The organism is Peribacillus cavernae, from assembly GCF_003989135.1.
Taxonomy (GTDB): domain Bacteria; phylum Bacillota; class Bacilli; order Bacillales; family DSM-1321; genus Peribacillus; species Peribacillus cavernae.
The window spans coordinates 18,135-40,180 of record NZ_RYZZ01000018.1; the positions used below are offsets into that span (position 1 = coordinate 18,135).

Annotated in this window: 22 protein-coding genes and 1 tRNA gene; 18 read left to right on the forward strand and 5 right to left on the reverse strand. The window is 42.4% G+C overall.

Annotated elements, in window-relative coordinates:
* Window positions 1-16 precede the first annotated feature (16 nt).
* Window positions 17-592: a recombinase family protein gene (locus ELQ35_RS13880; RefSeq protein WP_126865422.1), complete on the forward strand. Its 576-nt coding sequence runs from the start codon at window positions 17-19 to the stop codon at window positions 590-592.
* A 272-nt stretch (window positions 593-864) separates the two neighbouring features.
* On the opposite strand, the gene ELQ35_RS22645 is transcribed toward ELQ35_RS13880, so the two are convergent.
* Window positions 865-961, reverse strand: a tRNA-Sec gene (locus ELQ35_RS22645).
* 212 nt (window positions 962-1,173) lie between these two features.
* On the opposite strand from ELQ35_RS22645, the gene ELQ35_RS13885 reads away from it, so the two are divergent.
* From ELQ35_RS13885 to selB, 3 genes are all read left to right on the forward strand, one after another.
* The gene (locus ELQ35_RS13885; RefSeq protein WP_126865423.1) at window positions 1,174-1,602 is read left to right on the forward strand and encodes a DUF2621 domain-containing protein; all 429 of its coding nucleotides are present in this window, start codon (window positions 1,174-1,176) and stop codon (window positions 1,600-1,602) included.
* Between the two features lie 228 nt (window positions 1,603-1,830).
* Complete coding sequence (gene coaW / locus ELQ35_RS13890) at window positions 1,831-2,640, forward strand: type II pantothenate kinase (RefSeq protein ID WP_185861773.1); 810 nt, start codon at window positions 1,831-1,833, stop codon at window positions 2,638-2,640.
* A gap of 30 nt (window positions 2,641-2,670) precedes the next feature.
* The gene (selB, locus tag ELQ35_RS13895; RefSeq protein WP_126865425.1) at window positions 2,671-4,548 is read left to right on the forward strand and encodes a selenocysteine-specific translation elongation factor; all 1,878 of its coding nucleotides are present in this window, start codon (window positions 2,671-2,673) and stop codon (window positions 4,546-4,548) included.
* Between the two features lie 42 nt (window positions 4,549-4,590).
* Here selB and selD read toward each other — a convergent pair whose 3' ends face one another.
* Window positions 4,591-5,643, reverse strand: coding sequence for a selenide, water dikinase SelD (selD, locus tag ELQ35_RS13900; protein ID WP_126865426.1), 1,053 nt, complete (start codon window positions 5,641-5,643; stop codon window positions 4,591-4,593).
* A 132-nt stretch (window positions 5,644-5,775) separates the two neighbouring features.
* Complete coding sequence (locus tag ELQ35_RS13905) at window positions 5,776-6,180, reverse strand: Hsp20/alpha crystallin family protein (RefSeq protein ID WP_126865427.1); 405 nt, start codon at window positions 6,178-6,180, stop codon at window positions 5,776-5,778.
* Window positions 6,181-6,284: 104 nt separating this feature from the next.
* Here ELQ35_RS13905 and selA point away from each other — a divergent pair, with 104 nt between their 5' ends.
* Entirely contained in the window at window positions 6,285-7,691 is a 1,407-nt protein-coding gene (gene selA / locus ELQ35_RS13910; protein ID WP_126865428.1) for an L-seryl-tRNA(Sec) selenium transferase, read from the forward strand.
* Window positions 7,692-7,756: 65 nt separating this feature from the next.
* Here the strand turns inward: selA and ELQ35_RS13915 are convergent, their stop codons facing one another.
* Complete coding sequence (locus ELQ35_RS13915; protein WP_126865429.1) at window positions 7,757-7,900, reverse strand: small acid-soluble spore protein P; 144 nt, start codon at window positions 7,898-7,900, stop codon at window positions 7,757-7,759.
* 185 nt (window positions 7,901-8,085) lie between these two features.
* On the opposite strand from ELQ35_RS13915, the gene ELQ35_RS13920 reads away from it, so the two are divergent.
* Window positions 8,086-8,346: a hypothetical protein gene (locus ELQ35_RS13920; RefSeq protein ID WP_126865430.1), complete on the forward strand. Its 261-nt coding sequence runs from the start codon at window positions 8,086-8,088 to the stop codon at window positions 8,344-8,346.
* A 196-nt stretch (window positions 8,347-8,542) separates the two neighbouring features.
* Here the strand turns inward: ELQ35_RS13920 and sspO are convergent, their stop codons facing one another.
* Window positions 8,543-8,692, reverse strand: coding sequence for a small acid-soluble spore protein O (sspO, locus tag ELQ35_RS13925; protein ID WP_126865431.1), 150 nt, complete (start codon window positions 8,690-8,692; stop codon window positions 8,543-8,545).
* A 185-nt stretch (window positions 8,693-8,877) separates the two neighbouring features.
* On the opposite strand from sspO, the gene ELQ35_RS13930 reads away from it, so the two are divergent.
* From ELQ35_RS13930 to ELQ35_RS13985, 12 genes are all read left to right on the forward strand, one after another.
* Complete coding sequence (locus ELQ35_RS13930) at window positions 8,878-9,759, forward strand: STAS domain-containing protein (RefSeq protein ID WP_246026078.1); 882 nt, start codon at window positions 8,878-8,880, stop codon at window positions 9,757-9,759.
* A 356-nt stretch (window positions 9,760-10,115) separates the two neighbouring features.
* Complete coding sequence (acnA, locus tag ELQ35_RS13935) at window positions 10,116-12,827, forward strand: aconitate hydratase AcnA (protein ID WP_126865432.1); 2,712 nt, start codon at window positions 10,116-10,118, stop codon at window positions 12,825-12,827.
* Window positions 12,828-13,087: 260 nt separating this feature from the next.
* Window positions 13,088-13,612 carry a redoxin domain-containing protein gene (locus ELQ35_RS13940; RefSeq protein WP_126865433.1) on the forward strand — a complete coding sequence of 175 codons (525 nt, stop codon included), beginning with the start codon at window positions 13,088-13,090 and terminating at the stop codon, window positions 13,610-13,612.
* Between the two features lie 115 nt (window positions 13,613-13,727).
* Window positions 13,728-13,856, forward strand: a complete 129-nt coding sequence (locus ELQ35_RS13945) for an FbpB family small basic protein (RefSeq protein WP_126865434.1) — start codon at window positions 13,728-13,730, stop codon at window positions 13,854-13,856.
* A 69-nt stretch (window positions 13,857-13,925) separates the two neighbouring features.
* Window positions 13,926-14,069, forward strand: a complete 144-nt coding sequence (locus ELQ35_RS13950; protein ID WP_126865435.1) for an acid-soluble spore protein N — start codon at window positions 13,926-13,928, stop codon at window positions 14,067-14,069.
* Between the two features lie 119 nt (window positions 14,070-14,188).
* Window positions 14,189-14,431 carry a small acid-soluble spore protein Tlp gene (gene tlp, locus ELQ35_RS13955; RefSeq protein ID WP_126865436.1) on the forward strand — a complete coding sequence of 81 codons (243 nt, stop codon included), beginning with the start codon at window positions 14,189-14,191 and terminating at the stop codon, window positions 14,429-14,431.
* 134 nt (window positions 14,432-14,565) lie between these two features.
* A complete protein-coding gene (locus tag ELQ35_RS13960; protein ID WP_126865437.1) occupies window positions 14,566-16,926 on the forward strand; it encodes an AAA family ATPase in 2,361 nt (786 codons plus the stop codon).
* A gap of 4 nt (window positions 16,927-16,930) precedes the next feature.
* Window positions 16,931-17,347 carry an acyl-CoA thioesterase gene (locus ELQ35_RS13965; protein WP_126865438.1) on the forward strand — a complete coding sequence of 139 codons (417 nt, stop codon included), beginning with the start codon at window positions 16,931-16,933 and terminating at the stop codon, window positions 17,345-17,347.
* Window positions 17,348-17,618: 271 nt separating this feature from the next.
* Complete coding sequence (locus ELQ35_RS13970) at window positions 17,619-17,912, forward strand: hypothetical protein (RefSeq protein WP_126865439.1); 294 nt, start codon at window positions 17,619-17,621, stop codon at window positions 17,910-17,912.
* A 353-nt stretch (window positions 17,913-18,265) separates the two neighbouring features.
* Window positions 18,266-19,255: a LacI family DNA-binding transcriptional regulator gene (locus tag ELQ35_RS13975; RefSeq protein WP_126865440.1), complete on the forward strand. Its 990-nt coding sequence runs from the start codon at window positions 18,266-18,268 to the stop codon at window positions 19,253-19,255.
* 26 nt (window positions 19,256-19,281) lie between these two features.
* Window positions 19,282-20,583 (forward strand): ABC transporter substrate-binding protein, encoded by a 1,302-nt coding sequence (locus ELQ35_RS13980; protein WP_126865441.1) that lies wholly within the window; start codon window positions 19,282-19,284, stop codon window positions 20,581-20,583.
* A gap of 227 nt (window positions 20,584-20,810) precedes the next feature.
* Window positions 20,811-22,034 carry a carbohydrate ABC transporter permease gene (locus tag ELQ35_RS13985; RefSeq protein ID WP_126865478.1) on the forward strand — a complete coding sequence of 408 codons (1,224 nt, stop codon included), beginning with the start codon at window positions 20,811-20,813 and terminating at the stop codon, window positions 22,032-22,034.
* The last annotated feature ends 12 nt before the right edge of the window (window positions 22,035-22,046 follow it).

Genomic DNA, 22,046 nt, shown 5'->3' on the forward strand with positions numbered 1-22,046 from the left:
AAGTAATTGATAATATATGGAAGGAGGAGAGGTAATGGCTAAGCTGGGTTATGCGAGAGCCTCTACAGGTAAACAAACTCTGGATAAACAGATAAGTTTTCTTACCGAAAGTGGATGCTACAAGATTTTTACTGACATACAAAACAACACAGAAAAAGAAGGATTAAAAGCAATGCTGGAATACGCAAGAGAAGGAGACATTGTAATCGTATACAAACTTGATAGACTAGCAAAAAGCATCCAAGATCTCCATCGAATAACAAATGAGCTGAAGGAGAGAGAAATTGATCTTATTTCCTTAACACAAAACATTGATACCTCGGCTGAAAGGGGCGGAATGGTCTTTCATATGATTGAAGTTTGCGCAGAATTCGAAAGGGAGCTAATCGTTGAAAGGATAAAAGCGGGAATCGAAAACGCGAGAGAAAAGGGAGTTAAGCTAGGAAGGAAAGAAGCTAACAGACTCCTTAAGGAAAAGGCTTATGAATTGTATCGTTCAGGAGAATATACCATGAAGGAGATTACTCAAGCAACGGGTTTAGCACGGGCGACCATTTATAGATATATAGAACAAAAGAAGTCCATTGAATGAATCGTGACCTGTTTAGTGAATCGTATATAGTGCGCAGGTGAATTAAAATGTACAATTTCTCTAAAAGTCACTTTGGATTCGGCCCTATAAGATAACACAAGATTGTCCATGTAGCATGTAGTCAATAAAACCACGGAAAACATCTATATTAATCTCATTAGCGGATATATCTTCAACAACATACTTATTAAGGTACTCAAAGTTAGTGTAGTAATCAGTAATAGTTCTGGATGCAAGTTCCTCTTCCTTGGAAACCCTTATATTATAAGGGTTGGCGGGACCGTGTGGGAATCGAACCCACCAGAGACTGCACGAGCCTCTCACGCGGTTTTGAAGACCGAGGAGCGCACCAGCTACCCTTCCGACCCCGTATTCGTAGAGACCTTTTCTATTATATAGATGCAAAATGGAAATATCAACAGGTAAGCTTTAACGAGTGCCAGGAAGCAGGAAACTTCAGCCTAAACCCTTGGCAATCTCTATCTAAATATAGAGGGAAAGTAGATTATTTCCTTGAAAAAGGAAGTATATCAAGTCTATAATAAACATAATTGTAATCATATTAAATTGGGGTGAACGCCATGCTGGGTGGCTGGTTTTTATGGTTTATCCTTTTTTGGATAGTGGTATTGATTTCCTTGTTTGCGATTGGCGGCTTTTTTATGTTCAGGAAGTTTCTTAAAAGGCTGCCAAAGGAAGATGGGAAATCCGATATGGATTGGGAAGAACATTATGTGGGGGAGACAAGGGATCTTTGGCCGGCTGATCAAAAAGAGCTGCTTGAAGATTTGGTGAGCCCTGTTCCTGAATTGTTCAGAGATGTAGCCCGTCAAAAAATTGCCGGTAAAATCGGGGCATTGGCTGTGGATGAAAAGGTTTCTTCGATAACCGAGGATCTGGTCATCAGGGGTTATATTATGGCAACTCCAAAGCGCGACCATAAATTTTTGCGAAAAAAACTTACGGAAAGACAAGTGAATATGACTCCGTATGAGCATCTTTTCAATTAAAGATAAAAAAGGCAGATCAGCTATTCGGTCTGTCTTTTTTTTGGTAACAATTACTGGACGTATGTACGGAATCTCGTGAAAGTGATATCTTTTATAACACGAGTCCACTCCATAGCTCATACCGGCAAGAAACATGCTATAATCGTTCCAGCAGCAAGCTTTCAAGCGGTGCACTTTCTGACAAACAGCCGCTTGCGAAAAACGATAGCTGAAATGAGGGACCTTAAGATGCCAGTGAAAAGAATCGGGATCGATGCAGGCAGTTCGCTTTTAAAAATGGCTTATTTTGAAGAAGAAAAGCTTCATGTGAAAACCTATTCCTACGATGACCTTCCTTCGCTTATTCAGTGGCTTTCGATCATCGCCCCGGAGGCCATTGTTTGTGTTACAGGCGGAAAAAGCACTCTTGTTCATGAAAAGGTCAAATCTCCTGTTAAAGAAATCGCTGAATTTGAGGCCACGGCGCAAGGGGCCGCCTTTCTGCTGAAACAGGAAGCTAAACAATCATTAAACCGTTGCATTCTTGTGAATGTTGGAACTGGAACCTCTCTTTATTTGCTTACAAATGATGCTGCTGAGAGGATTATCGGCACCGGTGTGGGCGGCGGGACATTACTTGGGTTAGCCTATTTGCTTACAGGAACAGATCAATTTAGAGACATTGTTTCCCTTGCCGAAGAGGGAAAACGTTCTAAATTGGACCTTCTGGTTAAAGATATATATGAACCATTAGAACCCCCGATTCCGGGATATTTTACAGCAAGTAACTTTGGGAAGGCCGCGGGCTTAAGTGCTTCCAAACCAGAGGATATGTTGGCGGCTGTAACCGGCATGATTGCGGAAACAGTTATGCTGATGGCTGTGCAGGCTGCCGGTAGCCATCAGGTAAAGGATATCGTTTACTTTGGAGGCGCGGTAGCCGGAAATCGACCGCTTCGATCGCTGCTTTTCGAGGCTACGGAAGCTTTTGGCTGCACGCCGCTTTTCCTTGAAAAAGGTGAATATAGCGGGGCTGTGGGAGCGCTTCTTCATCAATAATCAGTTTTTTAAAATAAAAGGGTGTCCTTCATGAAAAAGCATTTTACAATTGGAATGGCCGGGCATATTGACCACGGCAAAACGTCGCTAACAAAAGCGTTGACCAATGTGGATACTGACCGTTTAAAAGAAGAAAAAGAAAGACAAATATCGATTGAACCGGGGTTTGCCCCTCTTTATGAAAATGAAGAAATGCAGGTATCGGTCATTGATGTCCCCGGACATGAACGATTTATCCGGCAGATGATTGCAGGAGTGGCCGGCATTGATTTAGTTGTCCTTGTAGTCGCAGCTGATGAAGGGGTCATGCCACAAACAAAAGAACACCTGCAGATATTGGACTTTTTAGGGATCAAAAAAGGGATTGTCGCCATTTCTAAAATCGACAAAGTAGAAGCGGACTTTCTTGCTTTGGTTAAGGAAGAGATTATGCTCGAGCTGGAGGATAGCATTTTTAAAATGGCTCCTGTGGTTATGGTCGACAGTTTATCTCAAAAGGGAATAGACGAAGTACGAGAGCTAATCCTTTCAGAGCTGGCGGGCCTCGAATCCCGGGATACAAAGGGACCGTTCAGGCTGCCGATCGACCAGGTGTTCACCGTAAAAGGGCAGGGAACGGTTGTCCGGGGAACGGTTTATGAAGGCTCGGTGGAAGAGGGGAAATCCTTATTGATCCTACCGCATCATATTGAGACGAAAGCACGCCAGCTACAGGTTCATCACAAGCCTGCAAAACAGGCATTCGCAGGCCAGCGGGCCGCGCTCAATCTCTCAAGTGTTGCTAAAGAGGAGATCCAACGGGGAGATGTCCTTGTATCTTCTGAGCATTTCAACGTTACTAAATGTCTGGACGTTTCGCTGAGGATAACGGGTGATCTGGAGCATATGGTCAAACAAAGAATGCCGATTAAATGCCATATTGGCACCTCAGAGGTCATGGGACGGATTGTCTTTTTTGACAGAAATGAAATTAGTTCAGTAACCGGGGAGATTTTGTGCCAGCTGCGCTTGGAGGAAGAAATCGTAACCAAACGGGGCGATCGCTTTATTTTGCGCCGTCCTAGCCCCCCGGAAACGATTGGCGGCGGCTGGGTCATTGATCCGCAAGGCGATAAATACAGATTCGGAATGAAAACGATTGAAGAGCTGGCCAGGAAAAAAGAAGGAAAACCGGAGGAACGGATTATCTCTGCAATGGTCGAATCAAAGGGTCTTTCCATTACCGAATTAATGACGCGCACTTCCCTTGACGAAGCAGAAATCATCCAGGTTTTAGATCAACCGGAATTCGTCTCCTATGCCCGGGACCAGTACACTACTGGGAGAGAAATCGAAAGCCTTACAGAAGGAATGTATGACCGGCTGTCGGAATATCAGCTGGCAAACCCGATGAGGAAGGGGATTAACAAGGCAGAGATCATTCAGGGTCTCCATGCTGTTTTCCCGAAAGCGTTGCTTGAATTTGTATTAAGGCTGGGTGAAGAAAAAGGGACCTGGAAACGAAACGGGCAATTTTTCGCTACGGCTGATTTTACTCCTTCTGTTCCGAAAAACTGGAGCAAGCGGGTGGAAGGAATGCTTCAGGCGATTAAGCAGGACCGGCTTCAAGTTCGTTATTTAGAAAATTACTTGCATGATGCCGGCATTCCGGAAACGATCCGTCCAGAATTAACCTATTTTCTGGTGGAACAAAAGCTGCTAATGCCGCTCGATGATAGATTCTATCTCTCTGCCGATATGTTCTCTGAAGCTGTGGATAATCTTAAGGAACATACAGAAGGTTCTTTCGAGGTGAGCGATGCTAAAGCGGTATTGGGGCTGTCACGGAAATACATGATCCCCTTCCTGGAGCGGCTTGATATGGAAAAGGTGACCCGCCGCGAAGGAAACAAGAGAATATGGCTTTAAAGAGAAAATCCGTTTGACACAAAGGTCAAACGGATTTTCTGTTTATCGGACAGATATCGTTTTTTCTCTTTTTTTCGTTACAGCCCCAACAATAGAAGCATGCTGTAATCCTGCTTCATGCAATCTAGCGACGAATTCGTTTGCTTCGCTTTCCGGAATGCTTACGAGCAACCCGCCGGAAGTGACTGCATCGCAAAGGATTAATTGTTCGTCAAGAGGCATGTTTTCTGGATATAAAACAGTATCAGAAAGCCAGGAATGGTTGGATTTTGTACCGCCAGGAATCACTCCTTCTGCGGCAAGCTTGCGGGTGCCGTCCAATAAAGGAACCTTGTCACTGAAAATCTCAATGCTAACACCGCTGCCTCCAGCCATCTCACTTGCATGTCCCAATAAACCGAAACCTGTTACATCCGTAACAGCATTGGGGTGAAACGGCAGTAGACTTTCTGCGGCAAGCTTATTCAACATCGCCATCGTTTCAGTAACTGCTTTTTCCTGTTCTAGACTGACAACATTGCGCTTAATGCCAGTAGTTAGGATTCCGACACCTATTGGTTTGGTAAGGACGAGCAGGTCGCCCGGTTTGGAGCCGATATTTTTCCAAATCTTATCAGGGTGGACAATGCCTGTAACCGATAAGCCAAACTTTGGCTCCTGGTCATCGATCGAATGGCCGCCCACAGTGATCGCACCGGCTTCTGCGACTTTATCCTGTGCCCCCTTAAGGATTTCGGCGAGCATTTCGCCTCCAAGTTTTTTAATCGGAAAACCGACAATGTTTAGCACGGTTTTTGGTTCTCCGCCCATGGCATAAACGTCGCTCAAGGAATTTGCAGCGGCTATTTGGCCGAACATATATGGATCATCCACAATCGGAGTAAAAAAGTCGACAGTCTGGATAAGGGCGATTTCATCGGTCAATTGATAAACTCCTGCATCATCTGCGGTTTCGTTACCTACCAGCAGCTCAGGAACAGAATTCTGTTTTGGTAAGAGACGCAAAACTTGCGTCAGGTCCTCGGGACCAATTTTGCAGCCTCAACCAGCTTTCGTCGACATAGCTGTAAGCCGAATTTTTTCACGGTCTGTCATTGTTTTCTCCACCTCCATCCTTCTTAGTATAATTCATTTTTTTATTTACACGCCAGGGATAAGCTATTTATTTATATGATAAATGGATTTAAGCGACATGGAAATGGTCAAATTAAAAAAAGGACGATTGATTCATCCTTTGGAATTGCAGATAATAATCATTTCCTTTTTTGGTGGACCTGCATCGGATATTTTGGAAATCTTGATTTCCAAAATATCATTACTGAATCCGGCGATTATTTTTTTATTATTGATTGAAAAAGGAAAGGGAACCGTGCGTTCCATAGGAGCTTTGTTCTGTATCTTAGGAAAGGCAGCGATGATCAATTGTTCGTTATTGACTTTTATGTGAATTTTTTCAGGTTTAGTCTCATCAAATAAAGCTTCAACCACGTATTCTTCATCGCACTCATATAGGTCCACTCTAAACGTAAGCTGATCGAGTAAACTGGTGTTGGGGTCAAGAAAATAATTTTCCATAAACTTGTCAAATTTGCCTGTTTCCGGATTGCTATCTTTATGATAATCGTTCGACATCGTAAAACCTCCATACGCCTTTGTTCTATTTTATGTATTTCCCGCAATTTAGTGAAAATGATATAATGGATAATCAAACCTATTAACATATAGGAGGGACCTGTGTGGTTCAAGAGCTTTTACGACTTATCCCTCCCGTCCATGAGCTGCAAAAGCATGAACGGTTCCAGGATTTAATAAACAATTACCAGTATGATGAAAAAACGGTGACGGCTGTCATCAAAGAGAAGCTTCAAGAGGTACGGCAGCTGATTCAGAAAGGCGAATGGAAAGATACTGAGCCTGGTACGGATGCATTTGTGCAGAGCTTGTTTGATGCTGTCCAACGAACCTTAGACCAGAAATACTCCTATCGGTTGAAAAGGGTCATTAACGCAACCGGTATTGTCATACATACGAATTTAGGCCGTTCCAGATTGAGTGAAGCTGCGATTCAGCATGTAGCAGATGTCGCCAGAAACTACTCCAATCTTGAATATAAGCTTGGAGAAGGAACAAGAGGTTCCAGGCATAGCCATATTGAGAAGTGGATTTCGGAAATAACCGGAGCCGAAGCGGCAATGGTGGTGAATAATAACGCGGCTGCCGTTTATCTGGTCCTGCGGGCTCTTGCCAAACAAAAAGAGGTGGTTGTCTCACGCGGCCAATTGATCGAAATTGGCGGATCTTTCCGGGTTTCGTCAATCATGGAAGAAAGCGGGGCCACTCTAGTTGAAGTCGGCACGACGAATAAAACTCATCTGTACGATTATGAACAAGCGATTACGGAAGAGACGGCTATGTTGATGAAGGTGCATACATCGAACTTTAAAATGATCGGCTTTACGGAAGCAGTCGAAGCACATAAGCTCGCAGCTCTCGCATCCAAGCATGAACATATTTTATTCTATGAAGATCTTGGCAGCGGTGTATTATTTGATCTGGCCAAAGAAGGGATCGGGGAGGAACCGTTAGTAAAGGCAGTCATTGAGACGGGAGCAGATCTTGTTACATTCAGTGGCGATAAATTGCTTGGCGGTCCTCAGGCTGGCATTATTGCCGGCAAGAAATATTATATTGACATCCTGAAAAAGCATCAGCTGGCACGAGTTCTTCGTGTGGATAAAATGACACTGGCAGCACTGGAGGCTACTTTAGCGGACTATGTCTTGGGACGATCCGCTGCCAGTTCCATTCCGACGATTCGGGATATCATGCAGAGTGAAGAAGAATTGCTGATGAAAGCCAAACTTTTTCTAGAACTGGTAAAAGAAACAGAGCAGGCATTTTCGGGGGAAATCGTTCAGGAAACAAGCGCGATCGGCGGCGGAACGATGCCTGGGATAGAAATTTCAACATATGTGGTCGTCCTTCGGCACAGCCATAGATCGGCTCATGAACTTCACGAAAGACTAAGAATGGCGAATCCGCCTGTTATAACAAGGATTAAACAAGAAGAGGTTTTCTTCGATATGCGAACTGTCACACGCAAGGAAATTGAGGAAATCGCGATCGTTTTAGGAAATTTGTAAAAGAAGCAGGAAATCCTTTTTAGAGGACTCCTGCTTTTTTGTCCAACTGAGGTTATTCTGCTTTTCTACATATCATGACTGCTGTTATGTTTTTGGCGGCTGTGATTGCGGTTTTTTACTTTTTTCGATCCGCTCAGCGGTTCAGGTTGTCCGGAATTTTGGCCTTTGGCAGCATTGTTGCGCATATCCTTAGCATCGTTTTTATTCAAACAAATCCCCTCCAGGTACCTGAATTTTGAAAGTGAAATCGAGTAAACCTAAAAGGTTTACATAAGTAAGTTGCTCCGGAATGTCTCATTCTATTCTGTCAACCGCCTGTTTGTTGTACATAAAATTGTGGGAAATGCGAACCCTAACACTGGAGTTAGACGCTAAAAAAAGGAGTTGATTCATTATGCCGTACCATAAAGATAAACAGCAGTCATTTCAGGCCGCAGAACAAGGGGTAAAGGAAGCGGCCGATGTTTATTCGGGCCTCGTCCGTGATGACGAAGATTACGCAAGCCAATTAAAGTACGTCAAGCAGGAAGTAAACGAAGCGATCCAGCAAATTGAAAATGCACTCGAGAATGCTTCAGAGCAACAGCGGGATCAATTAATGCAATATTTAGATGACCTTAAAGTTATGATCGACAAAACAAATGAATCCCATTGATGAATTCATGCCTAAGAGGGAGCTGCTGCTTCTATTATTTTTACCACCATATAAAAATTAGTAAGACTCATTCAATGATATAAGAATAAACAAAAAGCCGGCCGTAACAAACGTTTTGGTTTGTTGTCGACCGGCTCAGGTAAGATATTTTCAACGTCTGATTTAAGTTAAATATCGTCAATAAACATGAATTTTTTTATTGATTTTTCTTGCGTTTTTTATTGTTTTGCTTTTGCTCCTCTGTCAGGGGCTCGTTGGAGAACTCCTGGTTGTATCCGGTACCAATGCCCTGTGCACTTGCTGCATTCATGCCCGGAATTACATGATTCGCTTTGCGTTTTGCCATTTCCAACACCTCCATGTTTAGCTTGTGGACTAAGAAGCCTAATTATGTAACTTGAATGAAAAAGGAAAGAACCGCAAAGAATTTTTACTTTTTCCTTTGAAGGTATATACTTATACTAGATGAAGAGCTACAGCTCTAGATGAAGAGCTACAGCTTAACGAAGCTACATAAAGAGGGGAAATGAATTGAATTCTGTCAACCAACAACTATACAAATACATTATCGAAAACTCCAAGAAAATTACCGAGGAGTGGTTTCTGCAAAGAAAAGAAATGGCTGGAGAGTATTATCACAATAATACTAAACCGACAATTGAGAAAGAATTAAGCGAACAACATGCTTTAACAATCAACACCATTGCTAGTGCCTTTTCCGGAAATAGTGATCTTTTTAATGAATACCTGGAAAGGTGGGCAAACACAGTTGCCCAGAGCAGAGTGGAACACAATATCCCGATACATGAGGTTCTCGAGGCTCTTAGCAAAACCAGGGAAACGGTATGGGGATTTATCGAGAAATTTATTCTTGAAAACAAAGAAACTGTCACTACAGGTATCATTGCGAAATGGAGTGCTATTTATCACGCTGCTTTTGACCAATTGAATTATAAGTTTTCTAAGAAATATTATCACTTTACCCATGGCAGATTAACGGACCAGCAGTCATTAATCAACGAATTAGGTTCTCCTGTTATTCCTATTCTGAAAGAAACTGCTGTTTTGCCGCTTATTGGCGATATCGATACAAAACGGGCACGATTCATTTTGGAGACCACTCCGCAAAAATGCACAGAAAATAAAATAAGCCAACTATTTATTGATGTATCCGGGGTTCCAATCATCGACACGCTTGTGGCCAATGAATTATTCAACTTAACGAAAATACTCGGTTTATTAGGAATAAAAACGGTTATTTCCGGTATCCCCCCTGAAGTGGCCCAAGCTTCAATCCAATTGGGACTGGATTTCAGCGGCATTTCTACCTTTGGCTCCTTAAGGCAAGCACTTTCCATGTCTGGTGTCGAAACACATTTGAATAATGTGAAAGGTGATTTTTTTGCGAACTGACACATCTTGTATAAATTCAATTATGAAAGTATCAAATATTATCCTGGAAAATTGATTGGCTTTTCTGTTTTGTTGCTCGAGAAGAAGAACTAAGGAAGTGAAAGGTAAAGTAAGTGAACTTCATAAGAAAAACTTATCAAATATAATAACTTTCTTGTTATTTACTTATTGCATTTCTTATATTACTATTTAATTGTAGGAAAAGTTAGGATGGAAATGGTTCAAACTTTTCGACAAATTAACTGGTTTTACTTATATTTATTTAAGGTAACATGGTTTTGTGCACTGACACAGGCCACGTTTTACTTCTCATGTTCAGATTTTAATCTGACAGTCTAATAGGAGGCAGTATTCTGATGACAAAAAATGATATTTATCAAGCGCGTTCTTCCTTTGAAATTAACGGAAAACGCTACAACTACTACAGTCTGGATGCTTTGGAAAAAGCAGGGGCAAGCCACGTTTCCAAACTGCCATATTCCATCAAAGTTTTACTTGAGGCTGTGCTTCGCCAGGTAGACGGCAGAGTGATTACAAAAGAGCACGTTGACAACCTTGCGAAATGGGGCACAGATGAACAAAAGCAAATTGACGTGCCATTCAAGCCTTCCCGTATCATCCTGCAAGACTTTACTGGTGTACCTGCAGTCGTGGACCTTGCTTCTCTTCGTAACGCGATGGCTGCTCTTGGCGGAGATCCAGACAAAATCAATCCGGACATTCCCGTTGATCTTGTCATCGACCACTCTGTACAGGTAGATAAGGCAGGGACAGCGGATTCATTGGGAGTGAACATGGATCTTGAATTCGAACGTAATACGGAGCGCTATCAGTTCTTAAGCTGGGCTCAAAAATCATTCAATAACTATCGTGCAGTTCCGCCTGCAACCGGCATCGTCCACCAGGTTAACCTGGAATACCTTGCCAATGTAGTTCAATCAGTGGAAACTCCAAACGGAGATCGAGAAGTATTCCCTGATACGTTATTCGGCACAGATTCCCATACAACTATGATCAACGGTATCGGTGTTCTTGGCTGGGGCGTCGGCGGTATCGAAGCGGAAGCAGGCATGCTTGGCCAGCCTTCTTACTTCCCGGTTCCAGAAGTTATCGGTGTTAAGCTGACTGGCAAGCTTCCTAACGGAACAACTGCGACAGATCTTGCGTTGAAAGTAACTCAAGTTTTAAGAGCACATGGTGTTGTCGGCAAATTTGTGGAATTCTTCGGTCCAGGGGTTGGTTATCTTCCATTAGCTGATCGTGCAACCATTGCCAACATGGCACCGGAATACGGCGCTACTTGCGGTTTCTTCCCAGTTGACAGTGAAGCAATCGCTTACCTGCGTTTAACCGGCCGCGATGAAGAACAAATCAAGATCGTTGAAACGTACAGCAAAGAAAATGGTTTATTCTACACGGCGGATAAAGAAGATCCTACTTATACTGATGTTGTGGAAATAAACCTTTCCGAAATCGAACCAAACCTATCCGGTCCTAAGCGCCCGCAGGATTTGATTCCGCTTTCCGGGATGCAAACAGCTTTCAAAAATGCTCTCAATGCGCCCATGGGCAACCAGGGATTTGGCTTAAAGCCTGAAGAAATCGATAAAGAAGTGACTGTTAAGTTTAAGAACGGCCGCAAAACTGCCATGAAAACTGGTGCAATCGCCATCGCTGCGATCACAAGCTGCACAAACACATCAAACCCATATGTTATGCTTGGTGCGGGCCTTGTTGCCCAAAAAGCAGTTGAAAAAGGCCTTACTGTCCCTGATTATGTGAAAACATCTTTGGCTCCCGGTTCTAAAGTAGTTACAGGTTACCTTCGTGATTCAGGGTTGTTGCCATATATGGAACAACTAGGATTCAATCTGGTTGGTTACGGATGTACAACCTGTATCGGAAACTCTGGTCCATTAGCAGACGAAATCGAAGCAGCAGTTGCTGAAGCGGATCTTCTGGTAACATCTGTTTTATCTGGAAACCGCAACTTTGAAGGACGTATCCATCCACTAGTTAAGGCCAACTATCTTGCATCTCCGCCATTAGTAGTTGCCTATGCACTTGCTGGAAGTGTTGATGTTGACCTTCAAAAAGATTCACTCGGTAAAGATAAAGACGGCAACGATGTCTTCTTACATGAGATTTGGCCGACCCATGAAGAAGTCAATGAAGCTGTTAAGCAAACAGTTACGCCTGATTTGTTCCGTAAAGAGTATGATACAGTTTTCAGCAGCAACAAACGCTGGAATGAAATCCAAACAAGCAATGAGGCGCTTTATCAGTTCGATAATACATCAACATATATCCAAAACCCTCCATTCTTTGAGGGGTTATCACCTGATCCTGGTGAAGTTAATGCACTATCAGGCTTGCGTGTAGTCGGTAAATTCGGCGACTCTGTAACAACTGACCACATTTCACCTGCTGGTGCGATTGGCAAAGATACGCCTGCGGGTAAATACTTGCGTGAAAACGGTGTTAAGCCGCGTGATTTCAACTCATACGGTTCTCGTCGCGGAAATCATGAAGTCATGATGCGCGGTACCTTCGCTAACATCCGTATCCGTAACCAAATCGCTCCTGGCACAGAAGGCGGCTACACAACGTACTGGCCAACTGGCGAAGTGATGGCGATCTATGATGCCTGTATGAATTACAAAGCCGACGGTACTGGACTTGCGGTTATTGCCGGTAAAGATTACGGTATGGGAAGCTCCCGTGACTGGGCAGCCAAAGGTACAAACCTGCTCGGCATCAAGACAGTCATTGCTGAAAGTTTCGAGCGTATCCACCGTTCTAACCTCGTGCTTATGGGTGTTCTTCCGCTTCAATTCAAGAAAGGCGAAAACGCTGAAGTACTTGGCTTGACAGGAATTGAAGCAATTGATGTTCATGTCGATGAGAACGTAAAACCGCGTGACATCGTCAAAGTTACAGCTACTGACGAAAACGGCAATAAGAAGGAATTTGAAGTACTCGTCCGTTTCGACAGCGATGTTGAAATTGACTACTACCGCCATGGCGGAATCCTTCAAATGGTATTACGCGATAAATTGAAAGCATAATTGCTTTGCAAGATAAGAAAAGGCAAACTCCTTAAGCGGGTTTGCCTTTTCTTATCTGCGAAGTATTCCAGAATCGAAAAAAGAAACCATTTTTCTCTCGATTTGCTTCAATGCTTCACGGATTCTTGGTATTAAGGAAATCGATGTATCGTTTCGTGTAAGATGTTCTTAATCGTTTTTCTTTTGAATAAAAATACATAGGATGCTTTTTTGTAAGTGAAAAATCATCTCGCCATATATCCAAGGAGGATCTTCAAAACATGTTCAAAAAAATATTCGGCGCAGCCTTGCTTATCGTTTTACTGACGGTTGCGATTGTACAATCCATGGATCATGAAGAAAAAGAAGTCAGTAACGATAATCTCGGTGGACTGAAAGTTGGTGCTAAAGCCCCGGATTTTGAATTAAAGACGCTTAGCGGGGAAAAGGTAAGCCTTTCCGACTATGAAGGCAAAAAGGTAATGATTAATTTCTGGGCAACATGGTGTCCACCGTGCAAGAAGGAAATGCCTGAAATGGAAAAATTCCATCAGAAGGCTGGCAGTGATGTTGTGATCCTCGCGGTAAATATAGACCCGGAAAATGATGTAAAAGGATTTGTCGACGAGAAAGGTGTGACCTTTCCAATTCTGTTAGATCAGGAAGAAGACTTGGTAAATGAACAGTATCAGGTTATGGCTATGCCAACCACTTTTTTTGTTGATAAAGAAGGTGTTATTAAGAATAAGTTTGTTGGCGGCATGACATTGACACAGATGGAAAGCCATATGAATAAGATCAAATAACGGCTCAGGCGGAGGCCGTTATTTTATTTTGCAAAAAATTTTTGCTGAGAATGTCATAATTTTACGTCAATTTGGAAATGATATATTTTAAACAATATAGGAAAAGGTGGAAGCAATGAAAAGAAGGAAACGTTCTTTTGAGGAATTAGTCAATGAAAATAAACTGGAAGTTCTGAAAGATGTAAAGTTAATGGATAAGATTGAAGAACGGCTAGAAAAAAGACATTTAAAAAAAGCCGATTAAAACTTATCAAAAATTAACACTCATGTTTATCTCCTACTTGCAGAAGTTAAGAATAGGAGGGGATAGATCATGGGAAATCCTAAAAAAGACTCTAAACATTTTGTTCCAAGCCATCTGGGCACTCAACCACGTGCAGCCGGGGGCAATAAAGGAAAACAAATGCAGGATAAGTCAGGCCAACATCCTCAGATAATACAAACAAAGGGTGAATGAGAAAAGCCTGATTTTGTTAACATAATAATATTATGTTAAGTCAACAAGTATTTCCTTTATTATTATAAAGGAATCAGGTCAGAATAATATCGTAACCCAATTTTTGAGGAGGAATGAATATGGCCAATTTCAAACCAAATCCAGATGACCGATCTGATAATGTCGAAAAACTGCAGGATATGGTTCAAAATACGATCCAAAATATCGAAGAAGCTGATGATTCACTCGAAATAGCAACTGGCGAACAACGCCAGCAGATTAAGCAAAAAAACAGAAGAAGAGAAGAAAGCATTGAGGCTTTCCGTAATGAAATACAGGATGAAAGTGCTGCCCGGACAAACGGGTTCAGCGACGAAAAATAATATAGATGAAAGGAAGAGCGGGGACTTGTTCCCGCTCTTTTTTTTCTATTTGAATAAAAACACGATTGAGTGATAAATCAGTGTTTTATGTTAAGATAAAGATGAAACTGTGCGAATGGATGATGACTGATCACATGAATTCTAAAGGAAAAACCGATATAAATTTGATCATTAAAGAAAAGTTGGATTCGTTAACAGCTGAGTTTGATAAAAATGGTTTTATAGAGAATCACGATGAATTATTGAAAATGATCACCTTGGTTGGGGAAAAACCGGAAACCCATGGAGAGCAGCAGTTGAGAAGTGATTTGCTCAGTATGCTTGCTGCATCCCGAAAGATGAGCAAGGGTGAAGATTCATTATATGATTCCTGGCTTCAGGAAGCACTAAAAGCTGATCCTTCGAATAAAAGAGCAAACGGCCTCCTGTCCGTCTCGAAATGGAACAAAAACCGGTCTTTACTGAAAAATTTGCTATTCCCGTTGATTCGTGAGACCGATAATCGGACAGCTAAGAAAAAAATGGCCGAGCAGTATATTGACATCTGTGAGGAATATATCGAAAATCTGAAAGAAACCACGGAAGATTTGAAAAGAGGCCTGCTGGCGGCAAAATGGAATCATGATCCAGAACTATCAGGAAAATATGAGCAGGCCGTCCAGTGTGTTTCGCGGATTCAAGGTGAACTGTCCGCTTTATTAAAGGCTTCCAGGGAATACGAAGAGTCGATTTCCGGCGTGTTTCATACTTCCGCGTTTTTTCAGGATATGAAAGTACATCTGGATCAAATTGAGGAATTGAAATTTGAATGGGACTCGCTTTTTCCTGTACAGTCTGAAGATGCCAATGGTCAAGATAAAAGCCCGCTTGCCGAGTTGCATTCAATGATTGGGATGGAGGAAATAAAAACACGAATTGATGATTTTTATCATTTCCTGCAATACCAGAAAAAACGAAAAGAACTGGGCTTGCAGTCGAGAGATGAACAGAGCTTGAATATGGTCCTTAGCGGCAATCCGGGAACAGGAAAAACAACGCTTGCCCGGCTGTTAGCAAAAATTTATCATGAGCTTGGAGTATTGCCCCGCGGAGAAGTTCTCGAAGTTGATCGTTCCCAGCTGGTTGGCTCGTATATTGGCCAAACAGAAGAAAATGTCAAAAACATTGTCGAGCGCGCTCTCGGGGGAGTTCTGTTCATCGATGAAGCGTATAGCCTGAAGAGAGAGGGCCAATCTGGAAACGATTATGGGCAAACAGCAATCGATGCACTTGTTTCCTTCATGACCAGTCAAAAATATGCGGGGAAATTTGCCGTCATCTTAGCAGGCTACCCTGAAGAAATGCGCCAGTTTTTGGACGCAAATCCGGGTTTAAGAAGCAGGTTTCCTACTTCCAACCATATTTCCCTTTCGGATTATTCGACCGAAGAACTGATCTTGATAGCTGAACGTACCGCAGCAGAAAATGACTACATCCTCTCGGACGACGCAGCAGCAGAGCTAAAAGCACGCATTGAAAAAGAAAAGGTGGATGATACCTTCGGAAATGCCCGCACAGTCCGTTCGATTGTCATCAATGCCATCTTTAAAAAAGGTGCTTACACTCAACTGGATAATGAAAATATCCTTCATTTTACGCTTTTAACAAAAGAGGATTTTCAACTAAACGAGACGCTGCCTGAAGTACCACCTGAGGAACAATTAATGGCTCTTGTGGGACTAAAAGAAGTCAAGGAAGAAATCGAATCGCTGGTCTCCTTTGTCAAAATGCAGCAAATCCGCATTTCTCAAGGACTGCCGGTTATACCGGTACAGCTTCATTCCGTATTTACCGGTAATCCGGGAACGGGAAAAACCACTGTGGCAAAAATATATTCCGAGCTGCTAAAGGAAACTGGAATGCTTAAGCGGGGGCATCTTATCGTTGCCAGCCGTGCAGATTTTGTCGCAGGCTATGTCGGACAAACGGCGCTCAAAACAAAGAAGAAAATCAGGGAAGCGCTCGGTGGTGTACTGTTTATCGATGAGGCATACTCCCTTTTAAGCCAATCAGCCGGTGACTTTGGAAAAGAAGCAGTAGACACCCTTGTTGATGAAATGACAAGGCATAATGCAAATTTAGTCGTTATTTTGGCAGGTTATCCACACGAAATGAATATGCTGCTGGAAAGCAATCCGGGGCTCCAATCGAGGTTCAAGAAATTTCTTCACTTCAGGGATTACTCAAATGACGAGATCATTGAAATCATAAAGAGATATGCCGCCCGTTTTCAATATATCATCGATGAAGACGCATTTTCTTATCTAAGAAAGTATTTGGGAGATACTACAGTCAACGGAAACGGCCGATATGCGACAAGCTTGGTTGACGAAGCGTTACAGCTACAGGCGCTGCGGGTAATGTCAGCGCCCGACCCTTCCTATAGTCTTCAAGATTTAACCGTGATTTCGACTGAAGATATGAAAAGAGCAGCAGAGAAATTGGAAAGAGGGTAAGATCGTGCATATCGCCGAAAAAAAGATAGAAGTCCGCTATGCGGAAACGGACCAAATGGGTGTGGTATACCATGCCAATTATATCATCTGGATGGAACTTGGACGAACGCAGTTGATTAAGGATCTTGGTTTTAACTACGCAGAAATGGAGGCAGATGGCATCATTTCCCCTGTGTTAGACATCCAAGCATCCTATAAAAAGCCGATGCATTACGGAGAAACAGCAATCGTTAAAACGTGGATAGAGAAATACGATGGCCTCAGGGTAACCTATGGCTACGAAATTCTTACTGAATCAGGAATCGTGTCCGTTACCGGAACATCGATGCATGTATGTGTAAAGAAAGACAGTTTCCGTCCGATCTTGATAAAACGCGTTTATCCGGAATGGCATGAAGCCTATGAACAAAGTAAAAAATAGTCTTAAAAAAACCAGGCGTATAGCTGCGCCTGGTTTTTTTGAAGGATAAGCGTATAACTTTTTGAACTTTGAAAGGTGTATAGCGCAAGCAGCCTAGCCAGTTTTCAACTTTGACATACAGTAAATCACAGACTTTTTTGCTGTGATGCCTTTTGGGGAGGCGTTCCTTAATGCTGAAGTTGAAATTTGCCACAGACGTGGCTGAGGTTAGGCAACGTTCTTTTTTTACAAGGGGCTGGGCTTGTGCTTTTCTTAGAAAGAGGGAGATCAGATGGCCTTTGGTATTAACAGAAAGCAGCTTCAAGAATGGAAAAAAAGAATAGATGACGGCGAAATCGCCTTTTTGACACATTATTGGCTTGATGACCGCTTTCCCGGCTGTAAGACCGTAACGAAAGTTGGCTGCCGTGATCTTGACAGATTGGCGGAATGGGGTAAGAAATATGGCCTAACAAAAGAATGGATCGACCACCGTAAAGACGGATATTCACATTTTGACCTCCTCGGTGACCGGCAGAAAGAAATCCTTGAAAAAGAAGGCATTAATGAAAAATTGGTTACATAAATCAATAATGGAATTCAACGAAGCTTGATTAGAATTCAACCAAATTTAATTCCGGAATATTATCGCTTAATCATGTTTATAAGCTGATGAAATTTGATTAGCTTTCAACCGATCTAGCTAGCTAGAATACAAAAGTACGTAAAAACGCATTCATTTGAAAGGGAGATAACCACCTCTTTCTCTTCGTTATTTTAAACCTCAGCATCTGTACTCTCATCGATAAAAAGTCTAACAATTCAAAATTTTTTAGTTATCGTATTGTAATTCTTCTCATAAAATTGTAATATAATTCTGAAATCGTTTTCATGAAATCGATTTCAGAAAACAGAAATCGAAAAAGGGGGGAGGTTGCTTTGGCGACAATTGCAGATGTAGCAAAGGAGGCAGGGCTTTCAAGAGCCACGGTATCAAGGGTAATCAATAATTATCAGTACGTTTCAGACGAGAAAAGGTTCCTTGTCCAGGAAGCGATGAAAGCATTGAATTACTTTCCAAACTCATCTGCACAAAAACTACGCAGTCAAAGAACCCAAACAATCGGGGTGCTGATCCCGGTACTTACGAATCCGTTCTTTGCTTACCTGCTTGAAGGTATTGATAGAATCGCTACCGACAATGCTTACCAGCTCTTAGTTTGTCAGACGAAATATGATCAACAGAAAGAAATTCACTTTTTAAATTATCTAAAGTCAAAACAAGTAGACGGGATTATCTTGACCTCAATCGAAAACAATTGGGAAACGATCGCTGCTTACACTACATACGGCCCGATTGTTTTGTGCAATGAATACAGTGAGCAGACACTGGTTCCAATGGTCCGGCTGAATCAGCTTGAAGGAAGCTACCTAGGCACATGCCATTTGATCAGACAGGGTCACCGAAAGATTGCTTACTGTCGCGGCGGGTATATGTCGCAATTGACAAAAGACCGCCATGCCGGGTATAAAAAAGCGTTAACGGAGTTTGGAATACCGTACAATAATGATTTCATTTTTAAAAACGTGTATGATCTCGAAGACGGAAAAAAGGTATTAAGAGATTCATTGGCAATGGAGAATCCGCCAACAGCCTTCTTTGCAGGAAGTGACCAGGTTGCAACTGGAATTGTGAAAGAAGCGATGAAACAGGGAAAGTCAGTACCCGGGGATATTGCAGTAATTGGTTTTGATGACCAGCCGATTGCAAGTGTTGTGGAACCTGCACTAACAACAATCAAGCAGCCAGCTGAGGAAATAGGCTACAAAGCCATGGAAGTGATGATCAAATCGATCGAAAGCGAACTCGAACCAAACGACATGGATATTCATCTACCGTTACAACTGATAGTACGCCATTCAACATAACCCACAAACGAACAGGGGGATTAAAAATGAAGAAGAAAAAGGCTAAACTACTTACCGGTTTTATGGCACTCTCACTTATTTTAGGAGCTTGCAGCTCAAACGAAACAAGTTCAAACAGCAAAGAAGATGGCGGAAAGAAAGACAATAAAAAGGTCACGATCGTCTATTCACGTGGTAAAGATGTAACAAAAGGCACAGAGAAGATGGTAGAGGCATTTGAGAAAGCCCATCCTAATATTGATGTAAAATTCCGGGAAATGCCAGCAGATACCGGTCAATCACATGACGCCTATGTAACCGCCTTCAACGCGAAATCATCTGAAATTGATGTCATAGATATGGATGTAATCTGGCCGGCAGAGTTTGCCCAGGCAGGATACGTTTTGCCGCTGGACCGCTTTATCCAGCAGGACGGCATTGATTTGAACGCCTACAACCAAGGTGCATTATCCGCTTCCCAATTCAATGGGAAGCAATGGGCAATGCCAAAGTTCATTGATGGCGGGCTTTTGTTTTATCGGAAAGACCTTGTAAAAGAAGAGGAAATTCCGAAGACATGGGATGAATTGCTTGCAAGTGCCAAAGAAAAGAAAGGAGAAGGCGGTACCAAGTTCGGATACATTCTACAAGCGAAGCAATATGAAGGTCTTGTATGTAATACGATCGAATTTGTTGCCTCATACGGCGGCCAGTTCATCGATGAAAACGGCAATGTCGTCGTTAACTCTCCAGAAACAATTAAGGGGCTGAAAAAACTAGTCGAAATCGCCAAATCGGATGTTGTTCCGGGCAATGTAACAACATTCACGGAAATCGAATCTGATCAAGCTTTCATTGAAGGGCAAACGGTATTTCTCCGTAACTGGCCGTACGAATATGCCAGTGCTAACGACAAGGAAAAGTCCAAAATCGCCGGTAAAGTTGGGATTGCTCCGCTACCTGCCGGGGATAAGGGTTCTGCGGCAGCGCTTGGCGGCTGGCAGGCGGGAATCAGCAAGTATTCCAAGCATCCGAAAGAGGCATGGGAATTCTTGAAGTTCATGACGGGTCAGGAAGGGCAAAAAATTGATGCGATATACGGCGGACACGCACCAACAATTACAAAGCTTTATGAGGATCAGGAAGTTTTGGAGGCTAATCCAACATTCGCTGACAAAGGATTTGTAGAAGGTTTAAATTCGGCTGTGTCACGACCTGTTGCACCGAACTATCCTGAAATCTCTGAAATCATCCAGATTCAAGTTTCGAAGGCGATAGCAGGGGAGCAAACGGTTGAGCAAGCTGTGAAGAATATGGAAACAGAAATGAAAGCAAAACTTGTAAAGTAATGTTTTTGAGGAAATGAGGGTAGCCTTCGACCCGTGGAGGCTGCTCCACTTTCTACAAAAGGGAGGGTGTGCTTTTGAAAAATCAAGCCCTGAACATTGATAATAACCCTGAGAATAAAGACGTGAGGGTTGTTACGAAAAAAAGCAAAAAAAATAAAGGGAAATGGAAACGATCAGAAAGTACATATGGGTATTTACTTGTTGCACCTGCACTGCTTTTAATCCTTATGATTGCCATTTGGCCGGTTTTGCAATCTTTTTACTATAGCCTTTTTGATTTAAGATTAAACAATCCGACCAAATCCGAGGTTCACTTAAGCTACAACATTGATCTTGATCGCTATTTAAACAATTTTCCATTTTTGTTAGGTGGGATTGATAACGAAATTAGAAGCGGAAATGCTCCAGAACAATTAGAGAAGATCAAACAAAAGTTAACTGAAATTGATCAAAAAGTTCAGGACTCCAAAGGTATAAAGACGCAATATGATAAAGTGAATGAGAAACTGACGAACTTTGAACAAATCGATCAGAAGCTTAGTGTAGCGAAGCTTGATAAAGATACGGCACAATCTGTTCTTAAAGAAGTGAACGAAGTAAATGAAGAACTGGGAAAGGTAGCTTCAACAATGAAGCTTAGCCAGGAAAAAAAATTGCTCGGACTTTCTGCCGGGTTAGGGGATTCGATCATAAAGCCGAATTTTATCGGCTTTAAGCATTATCAAGATAATCTTTCAGAGCGCCGTATGTGGAATGCCCTTGGTAATACGGTCCTGTTCTCAGTTATATCTGTAGCAGTTGAGCTTGTCTTGGGACTTGCCATTGCCCTATTGATTAACAAAGTGTTTTTCGGCCGTGGTTTGATAAGAGCCAGCATTCTGATTCCATGGGCCATTCCTACCGCCGTTTCAGCCTTGATGTGGAAATTCCTCTATGATGGCCAAAATGGGATTGTCGCGAAGTTATTTGAAGATATCGGGCTTGTGGATAGTATGTCTAAACTTTTGACGACAGATACTGGAGCTATGTTTTCGGTTATTTTCGCTGATGTATGGAAAACAACTCCCTATATGGCTTTACTGTTGCTGGCAGGCCTGCAAACGATACCGAGCTCTTTATATGAAGCGGCATCGATTGACGGGGCTGGAAAGTGGAGGCAGTTTATTTCGATTACCCTGCCATTGTTAAAATCCAGTCTGTTGGTTGCCCTGCTTTTCCGTACACTCGATGCCTTCCGGGTATTTGACTTGATTTATGTATTAACAGGCGGCGGGCCTGCGAACTCGACGGAAACGATTTCAATCCTTGCGTATAAAGTTATGTTTTCACAAACCAATTTCGGTGAAGGATCGGCGCTGTCGGTAATTATTTTTATCTGTGTCGCAATTATTTCGATGCTTTTCATTAAACTTTTGGGTAAGGATCTCTTGAACGATAGCTCGGAAAAATAGGAAGGTGGGGGA

Excerpts from the sequence above, each read along its gene's own strand:
- ELQ35_RS13880 (WP_126865422.1), top strand. The coding sequence starts at position 17 with ATGGAAGGAGGAGAGGTAATGGCTAAGCTGGGTTATGCGAGAGCCTCT.
- ELQ35_RS13885 (WP_126865423.1), top strand. The coding sequence starts at position 1,174 with ATGCTGGGTGGCTGGTTTTTATGGTTTATCCTTTTTTGGATAGTGGTA.
- coaW (WP_185861773.1), top strand. The coding sequence starts at position 1,831 with ATGCCAGTGAAAAGAATCGGGATCGATGCAGGCAGTTCGCTTTTAAAA.
- selB (WP_126865425.1), top strand. The coding sequence starts at position 2,671 with ATGAAAAAGCATTTTACAATTGGAATGGCCGGGCATATTGACCACGGC.
- ELQ35_RS13905 (WP_126865427.1), bottom strand. The coding sequence starts at position 6,180 with ATGTCGAACGATTATCATAAAGATAGCAATCCGGAAACAGGCAAATTT.
- ELQ35_RS13920 (WP_126865430.1), top strand. The coding sequence starts at position 8,086 with ATGCCGTACCATAAAGATAAACAGCAGTCATTTCAGGCCGCAGAACAA.
- sspO (WP_126865431.1), bottom strand. The coding sequence starts at position 8,692 with ATGGCAAAACGCAAAGCGAATCATGTAATTCCGGGCATGAATGCAGCA.
- acnA (WP_126865432.1), top strand. The coding sequence starts at position 10,116 with ATGACAAAAAATGATATTTATCAAGCGCGTTCTTCCTTTGAAATTAAC.
- ELQ35_RS13940 (WP_126865433.1), top strand. The coding sequence starts at position 13,088 with ATGTTCAAAAAAATATTCGGCGCAGCCTTGCTTATCGTTTTACTGACG.
- ELQ35_RS13945 (WP_126865434.1), top strand. The coding sequence starts at position 13,728 with ATGAAAAGAAGGAAACGTTCTTTTGAGGAATTAGTCAATGAAAATAAA.
- ELQ35_RS13950 (WP_126865435.1), top strand. The coding sequence starts at position 13,926 with ATGGGAAATCCTAAAAAAGACTCTAAACATTTTGTTCCAAGCCATCTG.
- tlp (WP_126865436.1), top strand. The coding sequence starts at position 14,189 with ATGGCCAATTTCAAACCAAATCCAGATGACCGATCTGATAATGTCGAA.
- ELQ35_RS13960 (WP_126865437.1), top strand. The coding sequence starts at position 14,566 with ATGAATTCTAAAGGAAAAACCGATATAAATTTGATCATTAAAGAAAAG.
- ELQ35_RS13970 (WP_126865439.1), top strand. The coding sequence starts at position 17,619 with ATGGCCTTTGGTATTAACAGAAAGCAGCTTCAAGAATGGAAAAAAAGA.
- ELQ35_RS13980 (WP_126865441.1), top strand. The coding sequence starts at position 19,282 with ATGAAGAAGAAAAAGGCTAAACTACTTACCGGTTTTATGGCACTCTCA.
- ELQ35_RS13985 (WP_126865478.1), top strand. The coding sequence starts at position 20,811 with ATGATTGCCATTTGGCCGGTTTTGCAATCTTTTTACTATAGCCTTTTT.